Source organism: Kitasatospora sp. NPDC088351, assembly GCF_040685575.1.
Taxonomy (GTDB): domain Bacteria; phylum Actinomycetota; class Actinomycetes; order Streptomycetales; family Streptomycetaceae; genus Kitasatospora.
The window spans coordinates 24,928-46,463 of record NZ_JBFBIL010000056.1 but is presented as its reverse complement, the minus strand read 5'-3'; the positions used below and the strand labels follow the sequence as shown (position 1 = coordinate 46,463).

General features: G+C 72.1%; 21 protein-coding genes. 14 read left to right on the top strand and 7 right to left on the bottom strand.

The features are described 5' to 3' along the window. Positions 1–169 precede the first annotated feature (169 nt). Both ftsH and folE read left to right on the top strand, forming a co-directional pair. Positions 170–2,221 carry an ATP-dependent zinc metalloprotease FtsH gene (gene ftsH / locus AB0P06_RS29555; protein WP_363612649.1) on the top strand — a complete coding sequence of 684 codons (2,052 nt, stop codon included), beginning with the start codon at positions 170–172 and terminating at the stop codon, positions 2,219–2,221. Positions 2,222–2,331: 110 nt separating this feature from the next. After that, the gene (folE, locus tag AB0P06_RS29550) at positions 2,332–2,937 is read left to right on the top strand and encodes a GTP cyclohydrolase I FolE (protein ID WP_363612647.1); all 606 of its coding nucleotides are present in this window, start codon (positions 2,332–2,334) and stop codon (positions 2,935–2,937) included. A gap of 109 nt (positions 2,938–3,046) precedes the next feature. Here folE and AB0P06_RS29545 read toward each other — a convergent pair whose 3' ends face one another. Beyond that, positions 3,047–4,231, bottom strand: a complete 1,185-nt coding sequence (locus tag AB0P06_RS29545; RefSeq protein ID WP_363612645.1) for an alpha/beta hydrolase-fold protein — start codon at positions 4,229–4,231, stop codon at positions 3,047–3,049. Between the two features lie 352 nt (positions 4,232–4,583). On the opposite strand from AB0P06_RS29545, the gene AB0P06_RS29540 reads away from it, so the two are divergent. The 7 genes from AB0P06_RS29540 (at position 4,584) to AB0P06_RS29510 (ending at position 11,185) form a co-directional block, all read left to right on the top strand. Continuing rightward, positions 4,584–6,422 (top strand): phosphatidylglycerol lysyltransferase domain-containing protein, encoded by a 1,839-nt coding sequence (locus AB0P06_RS29540; protein ID WP_363612642.1) that lies wholly within the window; start codon positions 4,584–4,586, stop codon positions 6,420–6,422. Positions 6,423–6,494: 72 nt separating this feature from the next. Then, positions 6,495–7,361 (top strand): dihydropteroate synthase, encoded by an 867-nt coding sequence (gene folP, locus AB0P06_RS29535; protein WP_363612640.1) that lies wholly within the window; start codon positions 6,495–6,497, stop codon positions 7,359–7,361. 69 nt (positions 7,362–7,430) lie between these two features. Continuing rightward, positions 7,431–7,913, top strand: coding sequence for a nuclear transport factor 2 family protein (locus AB0P06_RS29530; RefSeq protein ID WP_363612638.1), 483 nt, complete (start codon positions 7,431–7,433; stop codon positions 7,911–7,913). 250 nt (positions 7,914–8,163) lie between these two features. Then, on the top strand, positions 8,164–8,523 hold the full coding sequence (gene folB / locus AB0P06_RS29525; protein WP_363612664.1) for a dihydroneopterin aldolase: 360 nt from the start codon (positions 8,164–8,166) through the stop codon (positions 8,521–8,523). Positions 8,524–8,563: 40 nt separating this feature from the next. Next, positions 8,564–9,163, top strand: coding sequence for a 2-amino-4-hydroxy-6-hydroxymethyldihydropteridine diphosphokinase (folK, locus tag AB0P06_RS29520; RefSeq protein WP_363612635.1), 600 nt, complete (start codon positions 8,564–8,566; stop codon positions 9,161–9,163). A gap of 241 nt (positions 9,164–9,404) precedes the next feature. Beyond that, the gene (locus AB0P06_RS29515) at positions 9,405–9,893 is read left to right on the top strand and encodes a DUF3180 domain-containing protein (RefSeq protein WP_363612633.1); all 489 of its coding nucleotides are present in this window, start codon (positions 9,405–9,407) and stop codon (positions 9,891–9,893) included. 122 nt (positions 9,894–10,015) lie between these two features. Continuing rightward, positions 10,016–11,185 (top strand): hypothetical protein, encoded by a 1,170-nt coding sequence (locus AB0P06_RS29510; RefSeq protein ID WP_363612631.1) that lies wholly within the window; start codon positions 10,016–10,018, stop codon positions 11,183–11,185. A gap of 132 nt (positions 11,186–11,317) precedes the next feature. Here the strand turns inward: AB0P06_RS29510 and AB0P06_RS29505 are convergent, their stop codons facing one another. Together AB0P06_RS29505 and AB0P06_RS29500 are read right to left on the bottom strand one after the other, a co-directional pair. Next, entirely contained in the window at positions 11,318–11,893 is a 576-nt protein-coding gene (locus AB0P06_RS29505) for a TerD family protein (protein ID WP_363612629.1), read from the bottom strand. Positions 11,894–12,052: 159 nt separating this feature from the next. Continuing rightward, positions 12,053–12,541, bottom strand: coding sequence for a hypothetical protein (locus AB0P06_RS29500; RefSeq protein ID WP_363612627.1), 489 nt, complete (start codon positions 12,539–12,541; stop codon positions 12,053–12,055). Positions 12,542–12,617: 76 nt separating this feature from the next. Between AB0P06_RS29500 and arfB the strand changes: the two genes are divergently transcribed. Next, on the top strand, positions 12,618–13,049 hold the full coding sequence (gene arfB, locus AB0P06_RS29495) for an alternative ribosome rescue aminoacyl-tRNA hydrolase ArfB (RefSeq protein WP_363612625.1): 432 nt from the start codon (positions 12,618–12,620) through the stop codon (positions 13,047–13,049). A 19-nt stretch (positions 13,050–13,068) separates the two neighbouring features. Here arfB and AB0P06_RS29490 read toward each other — a convergent pair whose 3' ends face one another. After that, positions 13,069–13,596 carry a flavin reductase family protein gene (locus AB0P06_RS29490; RefSeq protein ID WP_363612623.1) on the bottom strand — a complete coding sequence of 176 codons (528 nt, stop codon included), beginning with the start codon at positions 13,594–13,596 and terminating at the stop codon, positions 13,069–13,071. 367 nt (positions 13,597–13,963) lie between these two features. On the opposite strand from AB0P06_RS29490, the gene AB0P06_RS29485 reads away from it, so the two are divergent. After that, entirely contained in the window at positions 13,964–15,778 is a 1,815-nt protein-coding gene (locus AB0P06_RS29485) for a diguanylate cyclase (protein ID WP_363612621.1), read from the top strand. A 161-nt stretch (positions 15,779–15,939) separates the two neighbouring features. Beyond that, positions 15,940–16,923 (top strand): carbohydrate-binding protein, encoded by a 984-nt coding sequence (locus tag AB0P06_RS29480; RefSeq protein ID WP_363612619.1) that lies wholly within the window; start codon positions 15,940–15,942, stop codon positions 16,921–16,923. A 68-nt stretch (positions 16,924–16,991) separates the two neighbouring features. On the opposite strand, the gene nagA is transcribed toward AB0P06_RS29480, so the two are convergent. Beyond that, complete coding sequence (nagA, locus tag AB0P06_RS29475) at positions 16,992–18,161, bottom strand: N-acetylglucosamine-6-phosphate deacetylase (RefSeq protein WP_363612662.1); 1,170 nt, start codon at positions 18,159–18,161, stop codon at positions 16,992–16,994. Positions 18,162–18,184: 23 nt separating this feature from the next. Beyond that, entirely contained in the window at positions 18,185–19,132 is a 948-nt protein-coding gene (locus tag AB0P06_RS29470) for an ROK family protein (protein WP_363612617.1), read from the bottom strand. Positions 19,133–19,450: 318 nt separating this feature from the next. Between AB0P06_RS29470 and AB0P06_RS29465 the strand changes: the two genes are divergently transcribed. Then, positions 19,451–20,722 carry an extracellular solute-binding protein gene (locus tag AB0P06_RS29465; protein ID WP_363612615.1) on the top strand — a complete coding sequence of 424 codons (1,272 nt, stop codon included), beginning with the start codon at positions 19,451–19,453 and terminating at the stop codon, positions 20,720–20,722. A gap of 60 nt (positions 20,723–20,782) precedes the next feature. On the opposite strand, the gene AB0P06_RS29460 is transcribed toward AB0P06_RS29465, so the two are convergent. After that, positions 20,783–21,127, bottom strand: coding sequence for a cupin domain-containing protein (locus AB0P06_RS29460; RefSeq protein ID WP_363612613.1), 345 nt, complete (start codon positions 21,125–21,127; stop codon positions 20,783–20,785). A 112-nt stretch (positions 21,128–21,239) separates the two neighbouring features. Here AB0P06_RS29460 and AB0P06_RS29455 point away from each other — a divergent pair, with 112 nt between their 5' ends. Next, entirely contained in the window at positions 21,240–21,467 is a 228-nt protein-coding gene (locus AB0P06_RS29455; RefSeq protein WP_363612611.1) for a DUF3263 domain-containing protein, read from the top strand. The last annotated feature ends 69 nt before the right edge of the window (positions 21,468–21,536 follow it).

The window sequence follows — 21,536 nt, the reverse complement described above, 5'->3', positions numbered from 1 at the left end:
GGGACAAAGAAATACGTCGTGTCGCTGTGCTCCCGCCACGGGCGGGTCGGACTGCGGTACGGTCCAATAAAACCGCTCTTCACATGAGCACAGACCGGATGCGCCGGCGGCCACGGCCCCGCGGCGCCGTTGAGTGGCAGGAGGGACGGGGCGGCAACGCCCCGCATGGATGGACGTCAAGCGATACTTCCGTGCGCCGATCATGTGGATCGTGCTGGCCGTCCTCGCCGTCATCGTCTTGATGCAGGTCGTTTCGGATTCGAACGGCTACAAGACGGTGGACACCGGGCAGGTCGTCGCCGCGATCGACGCCAAGCAGGTCAAGTCGGCGCAGATCACCACCGGTGACTCGAACACGATCAAGATCCAGCTGAAGGACGGCGCAAGCCTGTCCAACGCCGGTACGGGCAAGGTTCCGTCCGGCAGCAAGTTCCAGGCCTCGTACATCGGCGACCAGGGTGTCGCGATCGCCGACAAGCTCCAGGCCCAGATCAACGACAACGACCAGAGCACGCTCTCCGAGGGCTACACCATCAGCCCGGAGAAGCAGAGCACCTTCGTCAGCCTGCTGCTGTCGATGCTGCCCATTGTGATCATCGTCCTGGTCTTCCTGTTCCTGATGAACCAGATGCAGGGCGGCGGCTCGCGCGTCATGCAGTTCGGCAAGTCCAAGGCCAAGCTGCTCACCAAGGACACCCCGAAGACCACCTTCTCGGATGTCGCCGGTGCGGACGAGGCGGTCGAGGAGCTCCACGAGATCAAGGAGTTCCTGCAGGAGCCGGCCAAGTTCCAGGCGGTCGGCGCCAAGATCCCCAAGGGCGTGCTGCTGTACGGCCCGCCCGGTACCGGTAAGACCCTGCTGGCGCGTGCCGTCGCGGGCGAGGCCGGGGTGCCGTTCTACTCGATCTCGGGTTCCGACTTCGTCGAGATGTTCGTCGGTGTCGGCGCCAGCCGGGTCCGCGACCTCTTCGAGCAGGCCAAGGCGAACGCCCCGGCGATCGTCTTCGTCGACGAGATCGACGCCGTCGGCCGGCACCGCGGTGCGGGCCTCGGCGGTGGCCACGACGAGCGCGAGCAGACCCTCAACCAGCTGCTGGTCGAGATGGACGGCTTCGACGTCAAGGGCGGCGTCATCCTGATCGCCGCCACCAACCGCCCCGACATCCTGGACCCGGCGCTGCTGCGCCCGGGCCGCTTCGACCGCCAGATCGCGGTGGAGCGTCCCGACCTCCAGGGCCGGCTGGACATCCTGAAGGTGCACCAGAAGGGCAAGCCGATCGCGCCGGACGTCGACCTCTCGGCCGTCGCCAAGCGCACCCCCGGCTTCACCGGCGCGGATCTGTCGAACGTCCTCAACGAGGCCGCTCTGCTGACCGCCCGTTCGGACAAGAAGCTGATCGACAACGGCATCCTGGACGAGGCGATCGACCGCGTCGTGGCCGGTCCGCAGAAGCGCACGCGGATCATGTCCGACCGGGAGAAGAAGATCACCGCGTACCACGAGGGCGGCCACGCCCTGGTGGCGGCGGCGTGCCCCAACAGCGACCCGGTGCACAAGATCACCATCCTGTCCCGCGGCCGGGCCCTCGGCTACACCATGGTCCTGCCGGACGAGGACAAGTACTCCACCACCCGCAACGAGATGCTGGACCAGCTGGCCTACATGCTGGGCGGCCGCGCGGCGGAGGAGCTGGTCTTCCACGACCCGACCACCGGTGCGTCGAACGACATCGAGAAGGCCACCGCGACGGCCCGCGCCATGGTCACCCAGTACGGGATGACCGAGCGGCTCGGCGCGATCAAGTTCGGTTCGGACAGTGCCGAGCCGTTCCTGGGCCGTGAGATGGGCCACCAGCGCGACTACTCGGAAGAGGTCGCCGGGCTGGTCGACGAAGAGGTCAAGAAGCTCATCGAGACCGCGCACAACGAGGCCTGGGAGATCCTGGTCGAGAACCGCGACGTGCTCGACAACCTGGTCCTGGAGCTCCTGGAGAAGGAGACCCTCAACAAGGAGCAGATCGCCGAGATCTTCGCGACGATCGTCAAGCGCCCGGCCCGGCCGGCCTGGACGGGCTCGTCCCGGCGCACGCCGTCCACCCGGCCGCCGGTGCAGTCCCCGAAGGAGCTGGCGCTGACCAACGGCGCCGCCGCTGCGGAGACCACCCCGGTCGACGTGGTGAAGCTCCCGCCACTGCCGACCGAGCCGCCCGCCGAGGGCTGATCCGGCCGCCTGGCAAAGGACGGAATGGATGCCGCGTCACCAGGGTTTGTACCCTGGAGGCGCGGCATCCGTGCTGTTAAGCCAAGTCCCACCTAGTTAGCGAGGCCCGCATGATCGACCCGGTGACGCTCGACGGTTCGTCCACCGTCGGGACCTTCGACCAGAAGCGGGCCGAGAACGCCATTCGCGAGCTGCTGCTCGCCGTGGGGGAGGACCCGGACCGCGAGGGTCTGCTGGAGACCCCGGCCCGGGTGGCCCGGGCGTACAAGGAGATATTCGCCGGCCTCTGGCAGGAGCCCGAGGACGTTCTGACCACCACCTTCGACCTCGGCCACGACGAGATGGTGCTGGTCAAGGACATCGAGCTGACCTCGGTCTGCGAGCACCACCTGGTGCCGTTCCGGGGCGTCGCGCACGTCGGGTACATCCCGTCCACCAGCGGCAAGATCACCGGGCTGTCCAAGCTGGCCCGGCTGGTCGACGTCTACGCCCGCCGCCCGCAGGTGCAGGAGCGGCTCACCAGCCAGGTCGCGGACGCGCTGATGCGGATCCTCGAACCGCGCGGCGCGATCGTCGTGGTCGAGTGCGAGCACATGTGCATGTCGATGCGCGGGATCCGCAAGCCCGGCGCCAAGACGATCACCTCCTGCGTGCGCGGCCAGCTGCGCGACCCGGCCACCCGGGCCGAGGCGATGAGCCTGATCATCGGGCGGTAGCGGTAGCGGTAGCGGTAGCGGTGGCGGGCGGCGGATGCGCTCAGAGCGCCCCGTGCGGTGCGGGCGAGCCCGGCCGGGAGGGTGGCCACCCTCCCGGCCGCGCCGCCGGTCAGGCCCAGTTGAGCCGGGCGCTCATCCACTCCAGGGCGGCGGGCAGCTCGCGGACCCAGCTCTCGAAGTTGTGGCCGCCGTCGTCCAGGTAGAGCGAATCGACCTTGAACTGCGGGTTGGCGGCCGCCACCTGCCGGGCGTGGTCGACGAACCTCAGCGTGTCCGGGTAGTCCGACTCCTTGCGGGTGCTGATCACCAGCAGTGAGAGGGCCGGCGCCGGGAGGTTCTGCAGCCGCCAGTCGAGGTCGCTCTGGGCGGCCAGGGTCTGATCGCCGCCGAAGAGGTTGCCGCCGGTGAACTGGTCCTCGGCCACCTTGAAGTCGGCGTGCATGCCGGTGCCGTTGCCGTAGACCTCCGGGAAGCGCATCGCCAGACGGAGCGCGCAGCTCCCGCCGGAGGAGAAGCCGAGCACACCCCAGGAGGAGGGCGAGCGGCTGACCCGGTAGGCCGAGCGGAGCGCCTCGGGCACGTCCTTGGCGAACCAGGACTCGGTGCGCGGCCCGCCGGGCACGTCGACGCACTCGGTGTCGCGGGGCGGGGCGACGGTCGGGCGGGCCAGCACGATGATGGCGGGTGCCATCCTCCCGGTCTTCCGCAGCTCCCAGGCGGTCTGCGGGACGGGCAGCTCCTTGAGCAGTTGCAGGGTGGTGCCGGGGAAGCCGGCCAGGGCGAGCAGCACCGGGAAGCGGACCATGGCGAGCTTCGGGTCGAAGTACTCGGGCGGCAGGTAGACGAACATCTGGTCGGAGAGGCCGCTCTCCGCGCCGGTGATCTCGACCGACTCCACCTTGCCGACCTCCTTCGGGGGACCCTTGGGCAGGTCGGTGACGGTCTTCAGGCCGCCCTCGGTGCTCGGCTGGACCAGCTCGTCGGAGGCCGGTGCGCCGCCCTTGTGGTTCTCGTTGCTGGTGAGGGTCAGTTTGGCGCCGCCGGGGTTCAGCAGGTCGTCCCACGAGGTGTAGAAGCCGAAGGAGTTGTTGACGGACAGTGCCAGCACGGCCAGGACCAGAGCCTGAGTGACCGTCATCAGTCCGATCCGGCCGAGCACCGGCAGCGGGCGCTGGCGGGCCAGCCGGGGCCAGAGCCAGAGGGTGGCGACCAGGGCCGCCGCGCCGAGTGCGAGCAGCGAGTTCACCAGCGCGTTGCTGGTCAGTTCCATGCCGTCGGCCTTCCGGTAGGACACTGCGGTGCGGGCTTCATCGTCTGGCGGTCCGTCAGTCGGGGCCACCGCGGCTAGGCTGTCCGGACGCCGGGGCAGGCAGGGGAGGCCGGGAGTGACCGGACGCAACCGGAGCCCTAGAATGCGGCGTCCACCGTACGTACCGCGTACGTGAGGGCCCCGTCGCGCCACGCGGCACCGGGGCTCCGGCTCCCACCCTCGGCTCAATCGCAGCGCGTGCTCGGTTCCGGTTTACCTTCCGTTTCCGGTTCCTTGGTATGCGTATTGCCTGATGAAGGAAAAGGCATGAAGGTCCATCACAACTCCTCCCCCGGAGTGACAGGACACCGCTCCACAGCCTCTACGCTGAGCTTCCATGAGCGTTCCCGTGTCCGTTGAGCCGAGCCCCGAGCAGCCGCGTCGTCGGCGCAGTCTGCAGACGCTTCGCACCCAAGCCGCCGCCGTTCCGAGGGCCTGGCTCCCCGGCGTGGTCGGCTACGCCTGTCTGCTGATCGGGCTGGTGGACATCGCCAGCGCGGTGTTCCCCAGGCTCCGGCACAGCAAGGTGCACAGCTTCGCCGGGCAGCTGCCCGGCGGTACCACCACCCTGGCCGCGGCCGGGACGCTGATGATCGGCCTGCTGCTGGTGCTGCTCGCCCACGCGCTGCGCCGGCGCAAGCGGCGCGCCTGGCGCGCGGTCTGCGTGCTGCTGCCGGTCGGCGCCGCACTGCACATCCTGCGCTGGCACCAGATCGGCCCGGCGGTGGTCTCGCTGGTGCTGTTCGCGGTGATGCTGGTGCACCAGCGCGAGTTCTACGCCAAGGCGGACCCGCGCACCCGCTGGCGGGCCGTGGTCAACCTGGTCGTCATGGGCACCGTCAGCGTGCTGCTCGGCCTGCTGATCGTGAGCACCCGGGCCAAGTACGAGGTCGGCCACCCGGGCCTGTTCGAGCGGCTCCAGCATGTCGGGTACGGGCTGTTCGGCTTCGAGGGGCCGGTCCACTACAACGCGGACCGGATGTCCGACCTGGTCGCCTACCTGCTCGGCGGCATGGGCCTGTTCACCGCCTTCACCACCGCCTACCTGGCGCTGCGCCCGGAGAAGCCGAAGCCGGAGCTGACCCCCGAGGACGAGGAGAAGGTCCGCGGGCTGCTCGACCGGCACGGCGAGCGGGACTCGCTGGGCTACTTCGCGCTGCGCCGCGACAAGAGCGTGCTCTTCTCGCCCACCGGCAAGGCGGCGATCTCCTACCGGGTGGTCTCCGGCGTGATGCTCGCCTCCGGCGACCCGGTCGGCGACGTGGAGGCCTGGCCGGGCGCGATCAAGGTGTTCATGGCCGAGGCCCGCGAGCACGCCTGGGTGCCGGCCGTGACGGGCTGCAGCGAGGTCGGCGGCGAGGTCTGGACCCGCGAGGCGGGCCTGGACGCGCTGGAGCTGGGCGACGAGGCGATCGTCGACACCGGCACCTTCTCGCTCGCCGGGCGGGCCATGCGCAACGTCCGCCAGATGGTCAAGCGGATCGAGCGCAACGGCTACTCCTGCCAGGTGCGGCGGGTCGCCGACCTCAGCCAGGAGGAGAAGTACCGGATCGCCGATGCCGCCGCCCGCTGGCGCGGCACCGACACCGAGCGCGGCTTCTCGATGGCCCTCGGCCGCTTCGGCGACCCGGGCGACGACGCCTGCGTGGTGGTCACCGCCCACAAGGCCCCGGAGGAGGGCGAGACCGGGGACGACCTGAAGGCCGTGCTGCACTTCGTGCCCTGGGGGCCGGACGGCATCTCGCTGGAGCTGATGCGCCGCGACCGGGCCGCCGACCCGGGCCTGAACGAACTGCTGATCGTCGCCGCCCTGCAGGCCGTGCCCGCGATGGGCGTGCGCCGGGTGTCGCTCAACTTCGCGATGTTCCGATCGGTGCTGGCCCGCGGCGAGCGGATCGGCGCCGGCCCGGTGCTGCGGGCCTGGCGCGGGCTGCTGGTGTTCCTCTCGCGCTGGTTCCAGATCGAGTCGCTGTACAAGTTCAACGCCAAGTTCCAGCCCGAGTGGGAGCCGCGCTTCCTGGTCTTCCCCAACACCCGCGACCTGCCGCGGATCGGATTCGCCGCGATGCAGGCCGAGGCCTTCATCACCCTCGGCATGCCGCGCCTGGGCCGCAGGCGCCAGCGGGAGGGCCTGATGCCCGCCCCGGCCCGGCCGGAGGTCGGCGAGGCCGCCTGACCACGCCGCCGCCGACCTGGACGGTGCCCCCGCCGAGAATCCTCGGCGGGGGCACCGTTCGATAATGGGGGTATGAGCGATTTGCTGTCCTTCTCCCTTCCGGCCGGACTGCCGCGGCTCGACCGCTGCGCCGTGATGGGCGTGGTCAACGTCACGCCCGACTCCTTCTCGGACGGCGGGATGTGGCACGACCCCGCCCGCGCGATCGCGCACGGACTCGCGCTCCGGGCCAGGGGCGCGGACCTGGTGGACGTCGGGGGCGAGTCCACCCGGCCCGGCTCGCAGCGGGTGTCCGAGGAGGAGGAGCTCCGCCGGGTGCTGCCGGTGGTGCGCGAACTGGCCGACGCCGGGGTGGTCGTCTCCATCGACACCATGCGCGCCGTGGTCGCCGAGCAGGCCGTCGCGGCCGGCGCCCGGGTGGTCAACGACGTCTCCGGCGGCCTCGCCGACCCGGCGATGGCCCGGGTGGTGGCCGAGACCGGCGCGCCCTTCGTGGTGATGCACTGGCGCGGGCAGTCCGCCGACATGGACGCCCTGGCGGTCTACGACGACGTGGTCGCGGACGTGGTCGGCGAGCTGACCGCCCGGGTGGAGGCGCTGCTGGCGGCGGGCGTCAAGGAGGAGCAGCTGATCCTCGACCCCGGTCTGGGCTTCGCCAAGACCCCCGAGCACAACTGGGCCCTGCTCGGCCGTCTCGACGCCCTCACCGCGCTCGGGCGTCCCGTGCTCGTCGCCGCATCGCGCAAGCGGTTCCTGGGTACGCTGCTCGCCGACCCGGAAACCGGGGAACTGCGCCCGGCCCGGGAGCGCGACGACGCGACCGCCGCGGTGTCGGTGCTGTCGGCCCGGGCCGGTGCCTGGGCGGTGCGGGTGCACGACGTGTCCGGCACGGCGGACGCCGTCCGGGTGGTCGCGGCCTGGCAGCGCGCGGCTCGGTAGGGCTCCTCCTGCCCGTTGGCAGGCAAGGAGGGAGGCGAGACGGGAGGGCCAGTGGCAGGTGACGGCAGGGTGAGTGGCGAGACCGCGGGACAGCGGGCCCGTGAGGCGGACCGGGAGGCCGTACTGGCGGCCAACCAGGCGCTGTACGAGGCCCTGGAGAACGGCGATCTGGAGGCGGTCGAGAACGCCTGGCTGGGGGCCGCCGACGCCGACGACAAGGGCGGCGTGGTGTGTGTGCACCCCGGCTGGCCGGTGCTGCGCGGACGGGCCCAGGTGACCCGCTCGTACATGCTGATCATGATGAACACGGAGTACATCCAGTTTTTCCTGACCGATGTCGAGGCCGAGGTGCACGGCGATGTGGCCCTTGTCACGTGCACCGAGAACATCCTCTCCGGCGGTGAGGCCGAGGAGGAGGGCGAACTCGGCCCGCTGATCGGCGGAAAGGTCGTCTCGACCAATCTCTTCCGCCGGACCCCGGCCGGGTGGAGGCTCTGGTCGCACCATGGTTCACCCGTCCTGACCAGCGGCGACGAGGACGACGAGGACTGAATCGGGCGCCGGCGGGAAAACAGTACCGGGTGGTGGCCCGGGAATGTCCGAGTGGTCACCGAACGTTCATGTCAATTGCCATTGGGGTGTGCGTGGCGACGGTTCGTGCCGGGTAGGACGGTCAGGCGTTGTCAGCGCTCGCGGGTAGATTCGAAACGGAGTGGCGAGCGCGATGCCCGCCTTCACCCTGCCTGCCCACGTCTTTTCCACGGGGGCGGGGCCCGTCCGACTGGGAGCAGTGATTCGTTTGCTGGACCGCGTCACCCTGCGGGGCCTGCGAGCCCGGGGCCACCACGGCGTCTTCGAGCGCGAGCGCATCGAGGGCCAGACCTTCGTGGTGGACCTGGTGCTGTACCTGGACACCCGCCCCGCCGCGGCCGGAGACGACCTCACCCGTACGGCGCACTACGGCATCGTGGCCGAGGAGGTCACCGCGATCATCGCCGGCGAGCCGGTCGACCTGATCGAGACCCTGGCCCAGCGCATCGCGGACCAGTGCCTGAAGCACGACCCGGTCGAGGGGGTCGAGGTCACCGTGCACAAGCCGGACGCCCCGATCACCGTGCCGTTCGACGACGTGACCGTGACCATCCACCGGGGCCGCGCATGACCCACGCCGCGTACCCCGTTCCAGCCGCAGAGGGAATCCGATGAGCACCAGCGACCCGACCGCCCCGCCGACCACGTTCGACCTGGAGAGCCGGGTGGACTCGGCCGACACCACGCTGCACAGCCAGCGCTGCGCCGTGATCGCCCTCGGCAGCAACCTGGGCAACCGTCTGGACACCCTCCAGGGCGCCGTGGACGCCCTCGCCGACACCCCCGGCCTCAGGATCAAGGCCGTCTCCGCGGTGTACGAGACGGCGGCCGTCGGCGGCCCTGACGAGCAGCCCAACTACTACAACGCGGTGGTCGTGCTGCGCACCTCGCTGCCGCCGCAGGACCTGCTGGAGCGCGGCAACGCGATCGAGGACGCCTTCGGCCGGGTCCGCACCGTCCACTGGGGCCCGCGCACCCTGGACGTCGACATCCTCACCTACGAGGGCGTCACCAGCGACGACCCGCAGCTGCTGCTGCCGCACCCGCGCTCGCACGAGCGGGCCTTCGTGCTCGCTCCCTGGCTGGATGCCCAGCCGGAGGCCGAGCTGCCCGGCCGGGGCCAGGTCGCCGAGCTGCTGGCGGCGCTCGGTGGTCCGGACTCCCAGGGGGTCCGGCGGCGTGAGGACATCCGGCTGACCCTGCCGGAATAACCGGCACCGGCCGCGGCCGGGGAACTCGGGCGGGGGCTCCGGCCGTACGAGTAGGTGTCCGCCCTCCGTGCGGGTGTCCGCCCGGCCGGGCCCGGTACGGTGGCCTGACGCCGTCGTACCCGCCCTCGGCTCCTGCCCGTCAACGGGCCGGGGGCACGCTCCCGGCCCGGCTGCCGGGGGAGAGGGCCCAGCCCGGGGGCGGCCGCCCGTCTCCGGTACCCCGGGAAAGGACCTCGTCCGAGTGAAGCTGCTTCGCCTCCGTCTGCTGGTCGGCATCACCGCCGCTACGACGGCGCTGTCCTGGGCCGGCTCCAAGCTCTGGGCCTCCCTGGACACCCTGCCGGCCGTGCCCGGCGCGGCGCCGGTGGTGCTGGCCGCGGTGGCGGTGATCCTGCTGGCCACCGCGCTCTCGTTGCGGTCCCGGCTGAAGGCGGCGCGCGAGCGGCAGCCCGGGGCGAAGGGGGTCGACCCGCTCGGCGCGGCCCGGGCGGTGGTGCTGGGGCAGGCGAGCGCGCTGGTCTCGGCGGTGGTCACCGGCATCTACGCGGGCGCGGGGATCTACCTGCTGGGCGAGCTGGACGTGTCGGCGCGCAAGGACCAGGCCGTCACGGCCGGCTTCGCGGTGCTGGCCGGTGCGGCGGTGATCGCGGCGGCGCTCTGGCTGCAGCACGTCTGCAAGCTGCCGGAGAACCACGACGACCCGAGCGGCCCGGCGGCATCCCCCCGCTGAGCGGGCGGCACTCGGTGATCTTGAGTGAGGGGCCGGGCACGTGCGGTAAAGGTTGCGTGCTGTCAAGGGCTAAAGGGGACCCTGGGCTGACACGGCCCCAATTCGCACGCTAGTTTCTTGGCATGTCTCGCGGACGCCACCGTCATTCCTCCGTCCTCGGCCGGGTCTTTCCCCCCACCGCCGCCGGCGTGCTCATCGTCGCCGCGGTGGCCGCGCTGCTTTTCAGTCAGGACACCGTCCTGGTGCGTTCGGTGGGTGTCGCCGCGGTGCTCGCCACGCTCGGGATCGCGGTGCTGCTGCGCCAGCGCGACCGGGCCGCGCGGGCGGCCGCCGAGGCCTCCGCCGCGCAGCGGCTGCGGGCCGAGGAGCGCTTCGAGGAGCAGCTCGCCGAGGCCGAGTACGCGGCGGAGGTCGCCGAGGAGCGGGCCACCCGGTTCGGCCGCCGGCTGACCGCCGAGAAGTCTCGGCTGGCGAAGGCCGAGACGGAGATCGCCCGGCTGCTGCGCGAGCGGGCCGTCGCCGTCGCCGAGCAGGCGCTCAAGGAGGCCGAGGCGACCCAGCGGGCGCTGGCCGCGAGCCGTCCCAGGTACCCGGCCAGCCCGGCGGCGTTCGTCCGCGCGGCGGCCGTGCTGCGGCAGCTGGAGCGGCGTGCGGCGGCGCAGGAGGCGCAGCGTGAGCGGGCGGCCGGTGCGCAGGTCGCGCTGCGGGCTCGTACGGCGCCCGCCGCACCGGTTCCGGCCCCCGCGCCCGTACCGGCTCCGGTGGTGCCCGCAGTGCCCGCTCCGGTGGCTCCTGCGGTGCCTGCCCCGGCGTCGGCCGCGTCCGTGGCGGCGGAGGACCAGGCCGTGGGCGAACGGCCGGCGGTCGGCGGGTCACCCGCGCGGCCGGTGCTGACCGCGACCGTCGAGCAGCTGGGCGGGACGCCCGCCGCGCCCGTGGTGCCGGCCGAGCGGCACCGGCCGCGGCCGGTGCAGTCCGGGCAGGTCCGGGGGCAGGGCTTCAGCTTCTTCGGCCGCAGCTCCGGCGCGGCCGTCCGGGCGGCGGCTCCGACGCCGGCCGTCGGGAGCGTCTCGGAGCTGGGCGAGCGCGCCGATCTGGCGGACGTGGTGGGGGACGAGGCCGTCGCCGCTCAGGCCCAGGCCCAGGCAGAGGCGCAGGCGCACGCCGCTTCGATGGTGCAGGCAGGGTCTCCCGCGCCGGAGGAAGCGGCGGTGGAGCCCGAGGTCGTCGATCTGACCCCGCACGACGAGACCGAACTGCTCCAGCTTCCGGAGCTGCGCGCCTCGCGCTGAACCCGGCGCCGTCGGCGCGGGCGGCCGGTCCGACCGGCTGCCCGCGCCGCGGTGTTTCCGGTGGCCGTCAACGCCGAAGCGCCCGGCCCTCCGTGGTGGAGGGCCGGGCGCTTCGGCGTGTCCGGGGTGGCGTCAGAGCTGGACGCCGAAGTCCTGGGCGATGCCCGCCAGACCGGAGGCGTAGCCCTGGCCGACGGCGCGGAACTTCCACTCGGCACCGTTGCGGTAGAGCTCGCCGAAGATCATGGCGGTCTCGGTGGCGGCGTCCTCGGAGAGGTCGTAGCGGGCGATCTCGGCCCCGCCGGCCGCGTTGATCACGCGGATGTAGGCGTTCCGGACCTGGCCGAAGTTCTGCGAGCGGGCCACGGCGTCGTAGATCGAGACCGGGAAGGTGATCTTGGCGGCCTCGGCCGGCAGGCCGGCGAGGTTGACGTTGATCGCCTCGTCGTCGCCCGCGCCCTCGCCGGTGCGGTTGTCACCGGTGTGGACGACGGTGCCGTCCGGGGTGCTGGTGTTGTTGAAGAAGACGAAGTGGCCGTTGGACAGCACCTTGCCGTCCGCGTTCAGCACGATCGCGCTGGCGTCGAGGTCGAACTCGGCACCGGTCGTGGTCCTGACGTCCCAGCCGAGTCCGATGGTGACCGCGGACAGGCCGGGGGCCTCCTTGGTCAGCGAGACGTTGCCACCCTTGGAGAGGCTCACTGGCATGGTGTTTGCTGTCCCTTCGTTGCTTTGACCCGGATAACGCGAGAGCCCGGTGACTTGGTTCCGTACCGGGTGGCCAATTTCCGCGGTGAATCACGGTTGGGCAAAGACGAGGGCAATGAACCGTCGGAACAGGCCGATCGGGGCGGGCACGCGAAGTGGTCAGATTCGGCGGTAGCGGCCCTGAAGTGACCAGATGTTCGGATTGTCGGCCAGGTCGGGGTGCATGTCGAAGAGATCGGCGAGGGTGTCCTGGAGGAAGTCCCTGGCCTCGCGCCGCAGCTCGCTGTGGCGGACGACGGCGGGTGGCTCGTCCGGCAGCCAGGTCGCGGTGACCTCGACCCAGTTGAAGCGGCGGGCGAACCGCAGCAGCTCGGTGTTCTGGGTGAAGTCGAGGTCGGCCGTCTGCACCCGGGCCGCGCGGCTGCCGTCCGGGTCGCGGTCCAGCTGCTCGGCGATGTCGCACAGGGCCCAGGCGAAATCGAGCACCGGCACCCATTTCCAGTCGGTGGACAGTTCCGTCCCGTCGGCGTCGAGGTAGACGTCGCCGCAGAAGAGGTCGTACCGCAGGGTGTGCACGGAGGCGCTGCGGTAGTCGGTCTGCGGGGGGTCGGGGAAGCGGTTGGAGAGGGAGTAGCCGAGCTCGATCACGTACGCCATTGTCGGGGTTGCGGGCGCGGCCGGATAACCGGGTGACCGGCGGCCCCGGGCACGGGATGATGGGCGCATGCCCGAGCCCATCCGCGTACGGGGCTCGGTGGTCGTCCCCGACACCGAGCTCGTCTGGCGCTTCTCCCGTTCCTCCGGCCCCGGCGGCCAGCACGTCAACACCTCCGACACCCAGGTGGAGCTGCGCTACGACCTGGCGGCCTCCGCGGCGCTGCCCGAGGTCTGGAAGCAGCGCGCCCTGGAGCGGCTGGCCGGCCGGCTGGTGGACGGGCGGGTGCTGGTGGTGCGGGCCTCGGAGCACCGCTCGCAGTGGCGTAACCGCGAGGTCGCCGCGGCCCGGCTGGCGTCGCTGCTGGGCGAGGCCACCGCGCCGCCGCCGAAGTCGCGCCGGGCCACGAAGCCGAGCCGGGGCATGGTCGAGCGGCGGCTGTCCAACAAGCGGCACCGCTCCGAGCTGAAGCAGGGCCGGCGCGCTCCGCACTCCGACTAGCCCGGGGCCGGGGAGCGGGTCAGCCCAGCTGCCGGTAGGAGCCGCGGAAGTAGAGCAGCGGGCGGCCGCCCGGGTTCGGCACCACGGCCTCCAGGACGCGGCCGAGCAGCAGGGTGTGGTCACCGGCGGCTATCCGCTGCTCGGTGCGGCACTCGACGGTGGCGAGCGCCCCGTCGATCAGCGGTGCGCCGGTGAGCGGGCCGCGGTGGTGCGGCGCGTCGGCGAACAGCAGCCGGTCGCTGAGCCGGCCCTTCATGGCGAACCGCGAGCCGAGCGCCTTCTGCTCCTCGGCGAGCAGCGAGACCGCCCAGGTGTCGGTCCGGGAGAGCACGTCGTCCATCCGGGAGTCCTCGCGGACGGAGATCAGCACCAGTGGCGGCTCCAGCGAGACGGAGAGGAAGGACGTGGCGGTCATGCCGACGTCCTCGCCGTCCTCCGGGTCGTGGACGGTCACCAGGCTCACGCCGGAGGCGAGCTGGGAGAGCGCTGCCCGGAACTCGTCGGGCGTCGCTTGGGGGGCAGCTTCGGGCTGCGGGGACGAGTACACGTACCGCACGGTAGTCGGCGGCCGGGCAGAACGGCATCGGGCCGTGGTCGTAGGACCAACGGCGCAGAGGTTACGGTTCGCCGCCGGACTCACCCGCAGGAGTGAAGCAGGGAGCCCGCCGGCCGTCAGGTGGCTTCAGTGCGCGGTCAATGCGGCCGACCAGGAGAAATATCCCGATGAAGCCCTATGTCCCCATACGGGACGGATGAACTGATTAAGGGCGCATAAGTCTTGTGTGATTTAAGTCACAAGTGGCGGCCTATTGCTGACCGAGCGTGCCGAACGCTGTGCTCCCTGTGATTCAGTTCTTCTGGCAATCGGACGATAACCATTCAAGAACTATCCGAAGCAGCCGGGGAGCCCCCGCATGGAAGCCGAGTCGGAGCCGTACGTCCGTCTCGCGACCCTCCGCACCTTGCACCGGGTCGTGGCGGACCTCAACGCTGCCCGCAGCCTGGCGGGCACGCTGCAGGCCGTGGTCGAGGGCGCGGTGCACGGGCTCGGCTTCGACGCCGCCGCGGTCAGCCTCGTCCGCCCGGACGGCGACCTCGTGGTGGCGGCCGTCTGGGAGCTGGAGGAGAGCGCCATGGGCGGCCCCTCCGTCCTGCTCGGCCAGGTCGGTTCGCGCGAGTCCTGGGACCGGCTGCTCGGCGTCAGCGACCACTGGGGCACCCTGCGCTTCCTCCCCTACGACCGGGGCTGGGCCGTCGCCAGCGACATCCCGCGCTGGATCGGGGACGGCCCGCAGCCCGTCTACGCCAACGACTGGCACCCCGCCGACGGGCTGCTCGCCCCGATGTACAGCGCCGGCGGCGACCTGCTCGGCGTCCTCTCGGTGGACCGTCCGCGCAGCGGCAAGCGGCCCGGCGCCTGGACCCGCGAGGCGCTGGAGATGTTCTCCCTCCAGGCCTCCATCGCGATCGGCAACGCCCGGCTGCGCGCCGAGATGCAGCGTGCGCTGGCCCGCCTGGAGAAGGAGCAGCAGGCGCTGCGGGCCAGCGAGGAGAGCTTCCGCCAGGCCTTCGAGTACGCGCCCAGCGGGATGGCCATCACCGAGCTGCACGGTGCCGGGCGCGGCCAGCTGACCAGGGTCAACGACGCGCTCTGTCGGCTGCTCGGCCGCCCCCGCGCGGTGCTCCGGCAGCAGAGCTTCGCCGATCTCGTCCACCCCGAGGACCGCGCCCTGCTGGAGCGCACCAGCGCCGAGAGCGGCCGGGCGGAACTGCGGCTGTCCCGGCGGGACGGCGGCTACCAGTGGGTCTGTCTGCGGAACTCGATCGTCGCCGACGCCGCCGAGGGCCCGAGCTTCCTGCTCACCCATGTCGAGGACATCGAGGACCGCAAGCGCCACGAGCTCCAACTGGCGCACCGGGCCAGCCACGACGCGCTCACCGGCCTGCCCAACGGCGCCGAGCTCAAGGCCCGGCTGGGGCGGCGGCTCTGCAACGAGCCGCAGGCCGTCGGCGCCGTCGCCGGGCACGGCGAGGGGGCTTACCCGCAGGCGTACCCCGGCTACCCGGCCGACTCCTACAGCGCGCACGCCGCGTACGGGGGGCTGGAGGGGACGGACCCGCGGTCCGGGCCGGTGCACGGTTACGGCGCGCCCGACGGGCAGCCCGGGCCGGACTTCCCCCCGGGCGGGACGGACTGGCCGGGCGGCTACGGCGAACATGTGCACGCCGTGGTCCCCGCCGACCAGGGTGCGGGCGGCGAGGTCTGGTCGGGCCCGTTCCGCTCGGGCGGCGCGGCCGCGGTGGAGAAGGGGCTCGCGGTGCTCTTCTGCGACCTCGACGGCTTCAAGTCGATCAACGACCGGTTCGGCCACAACGCGGGCGACGCCGTCCTGGTCGAGGTCGCCCGCCGGCTGAGCGGGGCCGTCCGGGACGGCGACACGGTGGCCCGGCTCGGCGGCGACGAGTTCGTGGTGCTGGCCGACGGCATCGGCCGGGAGGAGGCCAAGGACCTCGCCCACCGGCTGCGCAACGCGATCATCCCGCCGATGCGGATCGACGGCCGGGCGATGCGGGTCGGCGTCAGCCTCGGCGTCGGCTGGGCGGGTTGCGGGATGAGCATCGAGGAGGTGCTGCACACCGCGGACGAGCGGATGTACGACGAGAAGCGGGCCAGGGGCGGCTCGGTGCGCGGGGCCCGGGGCGAGCGCTCGCACCGACGGGCGGGCTGAGCAGCGGCGCGGCCCCGCCGGGCGCGAGCTACCCGCCGGTTGTCAAGGGCTCTTTCCCCGCTGTGGGAGACGGCAGGTAGGGTTCCCGGGTACGAGCGACCATGACTTGCGCCGGCGGCACGGCAGCCGGGCGGCGCGACCGCGATGGGGAGTTGACCACCGTGACGACCGCCGGCAGCAACGGAGTGCCCGAGAGCCCGGAGGGCGGTGCACCGCAGGACGACGATCCCTTCGGCTATCTCTACCGCCCGGCCGACGGCAGCGCCGCGCAGTCGGCCGAGCCGCAGCAGGGCGTGCCGCGCACGTCGTACAGCCGCCCGATGGAGGTGGGCCGTGCCCAGTACGGGCAGCAGGCCCCGTACGGTCAGCAGCCGTACCCGCCGCAGCAGCCGTACCCGCCGCAGCAACAGCAGGGGTACCCGCAGGGGCAGCCCGCCCAGCCGTACCCGCAGCAGCAGCCCGAGTACGGCGGTGTGCCGACCCAGCAGACCCGCTACGCCGAGCACTCCCGCCCGCAGCCGGGGGAGGAGCGGCCGAGCAGCGGCCGGAGCAAGGGTGCGGTGATCGGTGCCGTGGCGGTGGTCGCGGCGATCGCGATCGGGGCCGGGATAGCGCTCTCCACCGGTGACCCGGAAGGCGACAAGGACGACAAGCCGACGCCCTCGGCCAGCGCGCCCGTCACCCCGACCACCACGGCGGGCAGTACCGCCCCCTCGCCCTCGGCCAGTGCCGCCCCGGCCAACGGCCCCGGCACCGTGGACGCGAGCCAGCTGCAGGGCCAGAACGCGCCGTCCGGGAACACCGTCAAGGGCGCCAAGTCGGCGGACGGCAGCTATCTGACGCTCCAGGCCGGGTCCTCGGTGACCTGGACCGGCGAGGTCGCCGCGGCCGGGACGTACAAGCTGACCGTGCACTTCAACAACCCCGGGGCCGACGTGAAGGCGACGGTCGCCGTCAACGGCAAGGACTGGCCGAGCGGTCTGGCGTTCCGGAACTACTCGCCGGGCAAGGACGCGGCGTCCTCCTGGTACACCACCTACATAACTCCGCCGCTCCAGGCCGGACCGAACACCGTGACCGTCTCGGCCCCGGTGGGCGGCACCGTCCTGATCGACCAGGTGACGCTCGAACCCAGCGCCGGCTGACCGGCCCCGGGCACACCACGGCCGCCCGTCCCCTCTGTGCGGAGGGGGCGGGCGGCCGTGGCCGTCGGTCAGACGGACGTGACCGGGGCGAACTTCTCGGCGCCGGTGATCCACTCGCCGCGGCGCATCACGGCGACCAGGTCGTAGCTCTCGGAGTCGACGACCACCAGGTCGGCGTTCTTGCCGGTCTCCAGCGAGCCGATCGAGTCGGCGAGGCCGAGCAGGCGGGCCGGCGCGGCGGAGAGCGACTCGGCGGCCTGGTTCAGCGTCAGGTTGTTGACGGTGACGGACCGCTTGAACGCCACGTCCAGGGTGAGTGTGGAGCCGGCGATCGCGCCGCCCTCGACCAGACGGGCCACGCCCTCCTTCACCTCGACCTGGAGCGGGCCGAGCGGGTAGAGGCCGTCGCCCATGCCGGCCGCGCCCATCGCGTCGGTGATCAGCGCGACCCGGGAGGCGCCGGCGGTGCCGTAGGCGAGGTCGAGCACCGAGGGGTGCAGGTGGATGCCGTCGTTGATCAGCTCGACGGTGACCCGCTCGTCCTCCAGCAGCGCCACGATCGGGCCGGGCGCGCGGTGGGCGATGCCGGGCATGGCGTTGAAGAGGTGGGTGGCGACGGTGGCGCCGGCCTCGATCGCCTCCAGGGTCTTGGCGTAGTCGGAGTCGGTGTGGCCGACGGCGGCGATCACACCGAGGTCGGCGAGCATCCGCACGGACTCCAGGCCGCCGGCCAGCTCCGGCGCCAGGGTGACCATCCTGGCGTGGCCGCGGGCGGCGTCGACCAGCTTGCGGACCAGCGCCGGGTCGGGGTCGCGCAGTAGGTCGGGGCGGTGGGCGCCGCAGCGGTTGTGCGAGATGAACGGGCCCTCGAAGTGGATGCCGGCGAGGACGCCGTCCTCGACCAGCTCGGAGAGCACGGAGGCCTGGCGGGCGACCTCGTCGATCTCACCGGTGACGGTGGACGCCATGGTGGTCGTGGTGCCGTGTTCCAGGTGGGTACGGGCGACCTTGAGGGCCTCCTCGGCGATGCCGGAGGTGTACGAGGCGCCGCCGCCGCCGTGGACGTGCAGGTCGACGAAGCCGGGGACGACGGTGTACCCGGTCAGGTCGAGGTCGCCGGGCTCGGCCGCGCCGCCGAAGCCGGCGATCAGCGGGCCGTCGATCGAGAGCCGGTCGCCCTCGACGACACCGCCGGGCAGGACGAGTCGGGCGCCGGCCAGTGCGGTACGCCGCGGCAGAGCCGCTGATTGAATCCGCGTGGTCACGCGGTCACCTCCATGGAGAGCAGGTCCCAGGCGAGCAGGCCCGCGCCCAGGGATGCGGCGGTGTCTTTGAGCATGGCCGGTACGACCTCGGGGGGCATCTGGAAGGTCAGCCGCTCGTTGACCGCCGCGCGCAGGGGAGTGAAGAGGGTGTCACCGGCCTCGGCCAGCCCGCCGCCGACGATCACCGTGGACGGGTCGAGCAGGCTCTGGGCGAGCACGATGCCGTCGGCGAGGGCGTCCACCGCGTGCTGCCAGACCGCGACGGCACGGTCGTCCCCGGCGTCCACCGCGACGGCGCAGGATGCCGCGTCGGCGTCGGGGTCACCGCAGGCCGCGGCCCAGGCCCGGGAGACGGCGGAGGCGGAGGCGAGCGTCTCCAGGCAGCCCCGGGCGCCGCAGCCGCACTGCGGGCCGCCCGGCCGGACCACCACATGGCCGATCTCGCCGCCGTAGCCGTGGGCTCCGGCCTCGATCCGGCCACCGATGCCGATGGCGCCGGCGATGCCGGTGCCCAGCGCGATGAACAGGAAGCGCTCGACGCCCCGGCCGGCGCCGAGCCGGCCCTCGGCGAGACCGCCCGAGCGCACGTCGTGGCCGAGCGCGACCGGCATGGGCGGGCCGCCCGGGCCGGCCAGGCGCTCGCCCAGCAGCTTGCGCAGGGGGAGGTCCCGCCAGCCGAGGTTGGCGGAGAAGACCGCGATACCGTTCCTCTCGTCGATCGTCCCCGGGACGGCGACGCCCGCCGCCAGCGGGGCGACGCCGAAACGGCTTCGGCCCTCGTCCGCCAGATCGGCGGCGAAGTCGAGGATGGCGGCGACGACGGCGTTCGTGCCGTGCTCCCGCCCGGTCGGTCGGCGTGCTTCGAACAGCACGGAGCCGTCCTGGGCGAGCAGCGCGGCCTTCATGCCGGTGCCGCCTACATCGAGTGCGATGACGTGCTTCACGGAGGACAGTTTCCCTTGGTCGGGTCGGAGAGGTCTAGTCCAGTTGTCGGATTGGTCTGGTCCAAAGTAGGTGAGCTTTGTCGCAGAACCATGTCGTGTGCGGCACTTTGCGCGTCCTGCTGCGGCTCGCCGCCATTGCGCATCGTGCAATGACCTCCGCACTTCGATAACTACCCGGCACGTACCGGCCAGAGGTGTGGACCACCGTGCGGTGGGTTTGACAGTGTTACGCCTCCCCCCTGCCGGATTCCCCCGTCCGGCCGCTTTTCAGACAACTCCGACGTCCATCGGACTCCCCCCTCGAAGGCGGTACCCGCGTTGAACAGGCGCGCCCAGGTCCCCACCCGTCTGCTCGGCACCGCGCTGGCCGGAGCGCTGCTGCTCACCGGCTGCGGTGGGCAGGGCGACAGCACGGTCACCCTCAAGCTGGTCGCGGCCGACTACGGCGAGAGCGCGGAGACCAGCTCCAAGCCGTACTGGGACGACATCGCCCACCGCTTCGAGGCCGCCAACCCCGGGATCAAGGTCGATGTCGAGGTGGTCGGCTGGACCGACATCGGCAAGCGGGTCGACGACCTGATCGCCGCCGGCACGTCGCCCGACCTGCTGCAGACCGGCGGGTTCGCCGACCAGGCCGCCGCGGACCGGCTCTACCCGGCCACGGACGTGCTGTCCCTGGAGACCCAGGCCAACATGATGGATTCCTTCACGCACGCCGGGCAGATGCTCGGCACGCAGTACGGCATCCCGTTCGTCTCCTCCTCGCGGGTGCTGTTCTACAACAAGGCGGTCTTCCAGAAGGCCGGGATCAGCCAGCCGCCGGCCACCTGGAGCGAGCTCAAGCAGGACGCCGAGAAGATCAAGGCCAAGGTGCCGGGGGTCACCCCGTACGGCCTGCCGCTCGGCCCGGAGGAGGCCCCGGCCGAGTCGATGCTGTGGACGCTCAGCGGGGGCGGCAGCCTCTCCGACGACGTCGGCAACTACACCATCGACAGCCAGCAGAACCAGGCGACCTTCAGCTGGCTGCGCACCAACCTGGTCGACACCAGGCTCACCTACGCCGAGCCGGGCAAGATGAACCGCACGCCGGTGTTCACGGACTTCGCGGCGGGCAAGGTCGGCATGCTGAACGGGCACCCCACCCTGCTGCGGATGGCCGCCGCCGGGAAGATCGACTTCGGTACGGCGCCGATACCGAAGCGGGACGGGGTGGCCAAGACCGGCAGCCTCGGGGTCGCCGACTGGATGATGGCGTTCAAGGCCAACGGGCACAAGAACGAGATCAAGAAGTTCCTCTCCTTCGTGTACACCAAGGAGAACCAGCTGAAGTTCGACGAGACCTACAACCTGCTGCCGGTGACCCAGGACGCCTTCACCCAGATGACGACGGACGGCAAGCACGACGACCTGAAGCAGTTCGCGACGGGTCTGACGAACGCCAGCTTCTACCCGTTCGGGGATCCGGCGTGGACCGACGTCAGCAACCGGATCAAGGCGGGGATCGGGGAGGCCGTCACCGGCGACGCCAAGAAGGTGCTCGAGGGGCTGCAGGGGGCCGCGCTGAAGGAGGCCGCGCGGGTCCGGAAGTAGCCGGACCGGCGCGCGGGCCCCTCGGCGGCCACGGGCGTGGCGGGTGGTCGGAGCGCTCCGTCAGAGCGTGATGGCGTAGGCCTTGCGGAGGGTCTCGTGGACCGTCCAGGTGGTGCGGTCGCCGGCCCGGAGCACGGCGCAGTCGCCCGGGCCGACCTCCAGGGTCGGGCCGCCGTCGATCTCGATGGTGGCCCGGCCGCCGAGCACCACGAACAGCTCGTCGGCCTCGACGTCGGTGACCACCCCGGGGGTGATCTGCCAGATGCCGCGGAGCTGGCGGCCGTCGGGGGACTCCGAGAGGACCTTGCCGGAGACCTCGGGGGTGCCGGAGACGATCTGGGCCGGGTCCAGCGGGTCGGGTTCGAGCTCGGCGGTGGGGATGTGCAGGGCGAAGCTGGTGGTCATGCCAGCGACGGTAGCGGCGCGGGCGGGGAGCGCGGGGGCGCAGAGTGTGTCGGACCGGCGGGGGAGAATGACAGGTCGTAGCGGACCGGGGCGTCGGAGGCGGTGACGGGGCATGGGTGAGCTGACCGGGCGGGACCGGGCGGTGCTGGAGCTGGAGGGACGGCAGTGGCGCACGGCCGGGGCCAAGGAACGGGCGATCCGGGAGGAGCTGGGGCTCTCCAGCACGCGGTACTACCAGCTGTTGAACGGGCTGCTGGATCGGCCGGAGGCCCTGGCCCACGCGCCGGTGCTGGTGAACCGGTTGCGGCGGGTACGGGCGGCCCGGCGGGCGGCCCGGTAGCGGGTCGGCAGTGGGTCGGTAGCGGCCGGTGGCGGTCGGTAGCCGACCGCCGGCCGGGTGACGGCGCGG

Bases quoted from the DNA above. Each gene is read 5' to 3' on its own strand.
- ftsH (WP_363612649.1), top strand. From the start codon at position 170: ATGGACGTCAAGCGATACTTCCGTGCGCCGATCATGTGGATCGTGCTG.
- folE (WP_363612647.1), top strand. From the start codon at position 2,332: ATGATCGACCCGGTGACGCTCGACGGTTCGTCCACCGTCGGGACCTTC.
- AB0P06_RS29540 (WP_363612642.1), top strand. From the start codon at position 4,584: ATGAGCGTTCCCGTGTCCGTTGAGCCGAGCCCCGAGCAGCCGCGTCGT.
- folP (WP_363612640.1), top strand. From the start codon at position 6,495: ATGAGCGATTTGCTGTCCTTCTCCCTTCCGGCCGGACTGCCGCGGCTC.
- folK (WP_363612635.1), top strand. From the start codon at position 8,564: ATGAGCACCAGCGACCCGACCGCCCCGCCGACCACGTTCGACCTGGAG.
- AB0P06_RS29510 (WP_363612631.1), top strand. From the start codon at position 10,016: ATGTCTCGCGGACGCCACCGTCATTCCTCCGTCCTCGGCCGGGTCTTT.
- AB0P06_RS29505 (WP_363612629.1), bottom strand. From the start codon at position 11,893: ATGCCAGTGAGCCTCTCCAAGGGTGGCAACGTCTCGCTGACCAAGGAG.
- arfB (WP_363612625.1), top strand. From the start codon at position 12,618: ATGCCCGAGCCCATCCGCGTACGGGGCTCGGTGGTCGTCCCCGACACC.
- AB0P06_RS29485 (WP_363612621.1), top strand. From the start codon at position 13,964: ATGGAAGCCGAGTCGGAGCCGTACGTCCGTCTCGCGACCCTCCGCACC.
- AB0P06_RS29460 (WP_363612613.1), bottom strand. From the start codon at position 21,127: ATGACCACCAGCTTCGCCCTGCACATCCCCACCGCCGAGCTCGAACCC.
- AB0P06_RS29455 (WP_363612611.1), top strand. From the start codon at position 21,240: ATGGGTGAGCTGACCGGGCGGGACCGGGCGGTGCTGGAGCTGGAGGGA.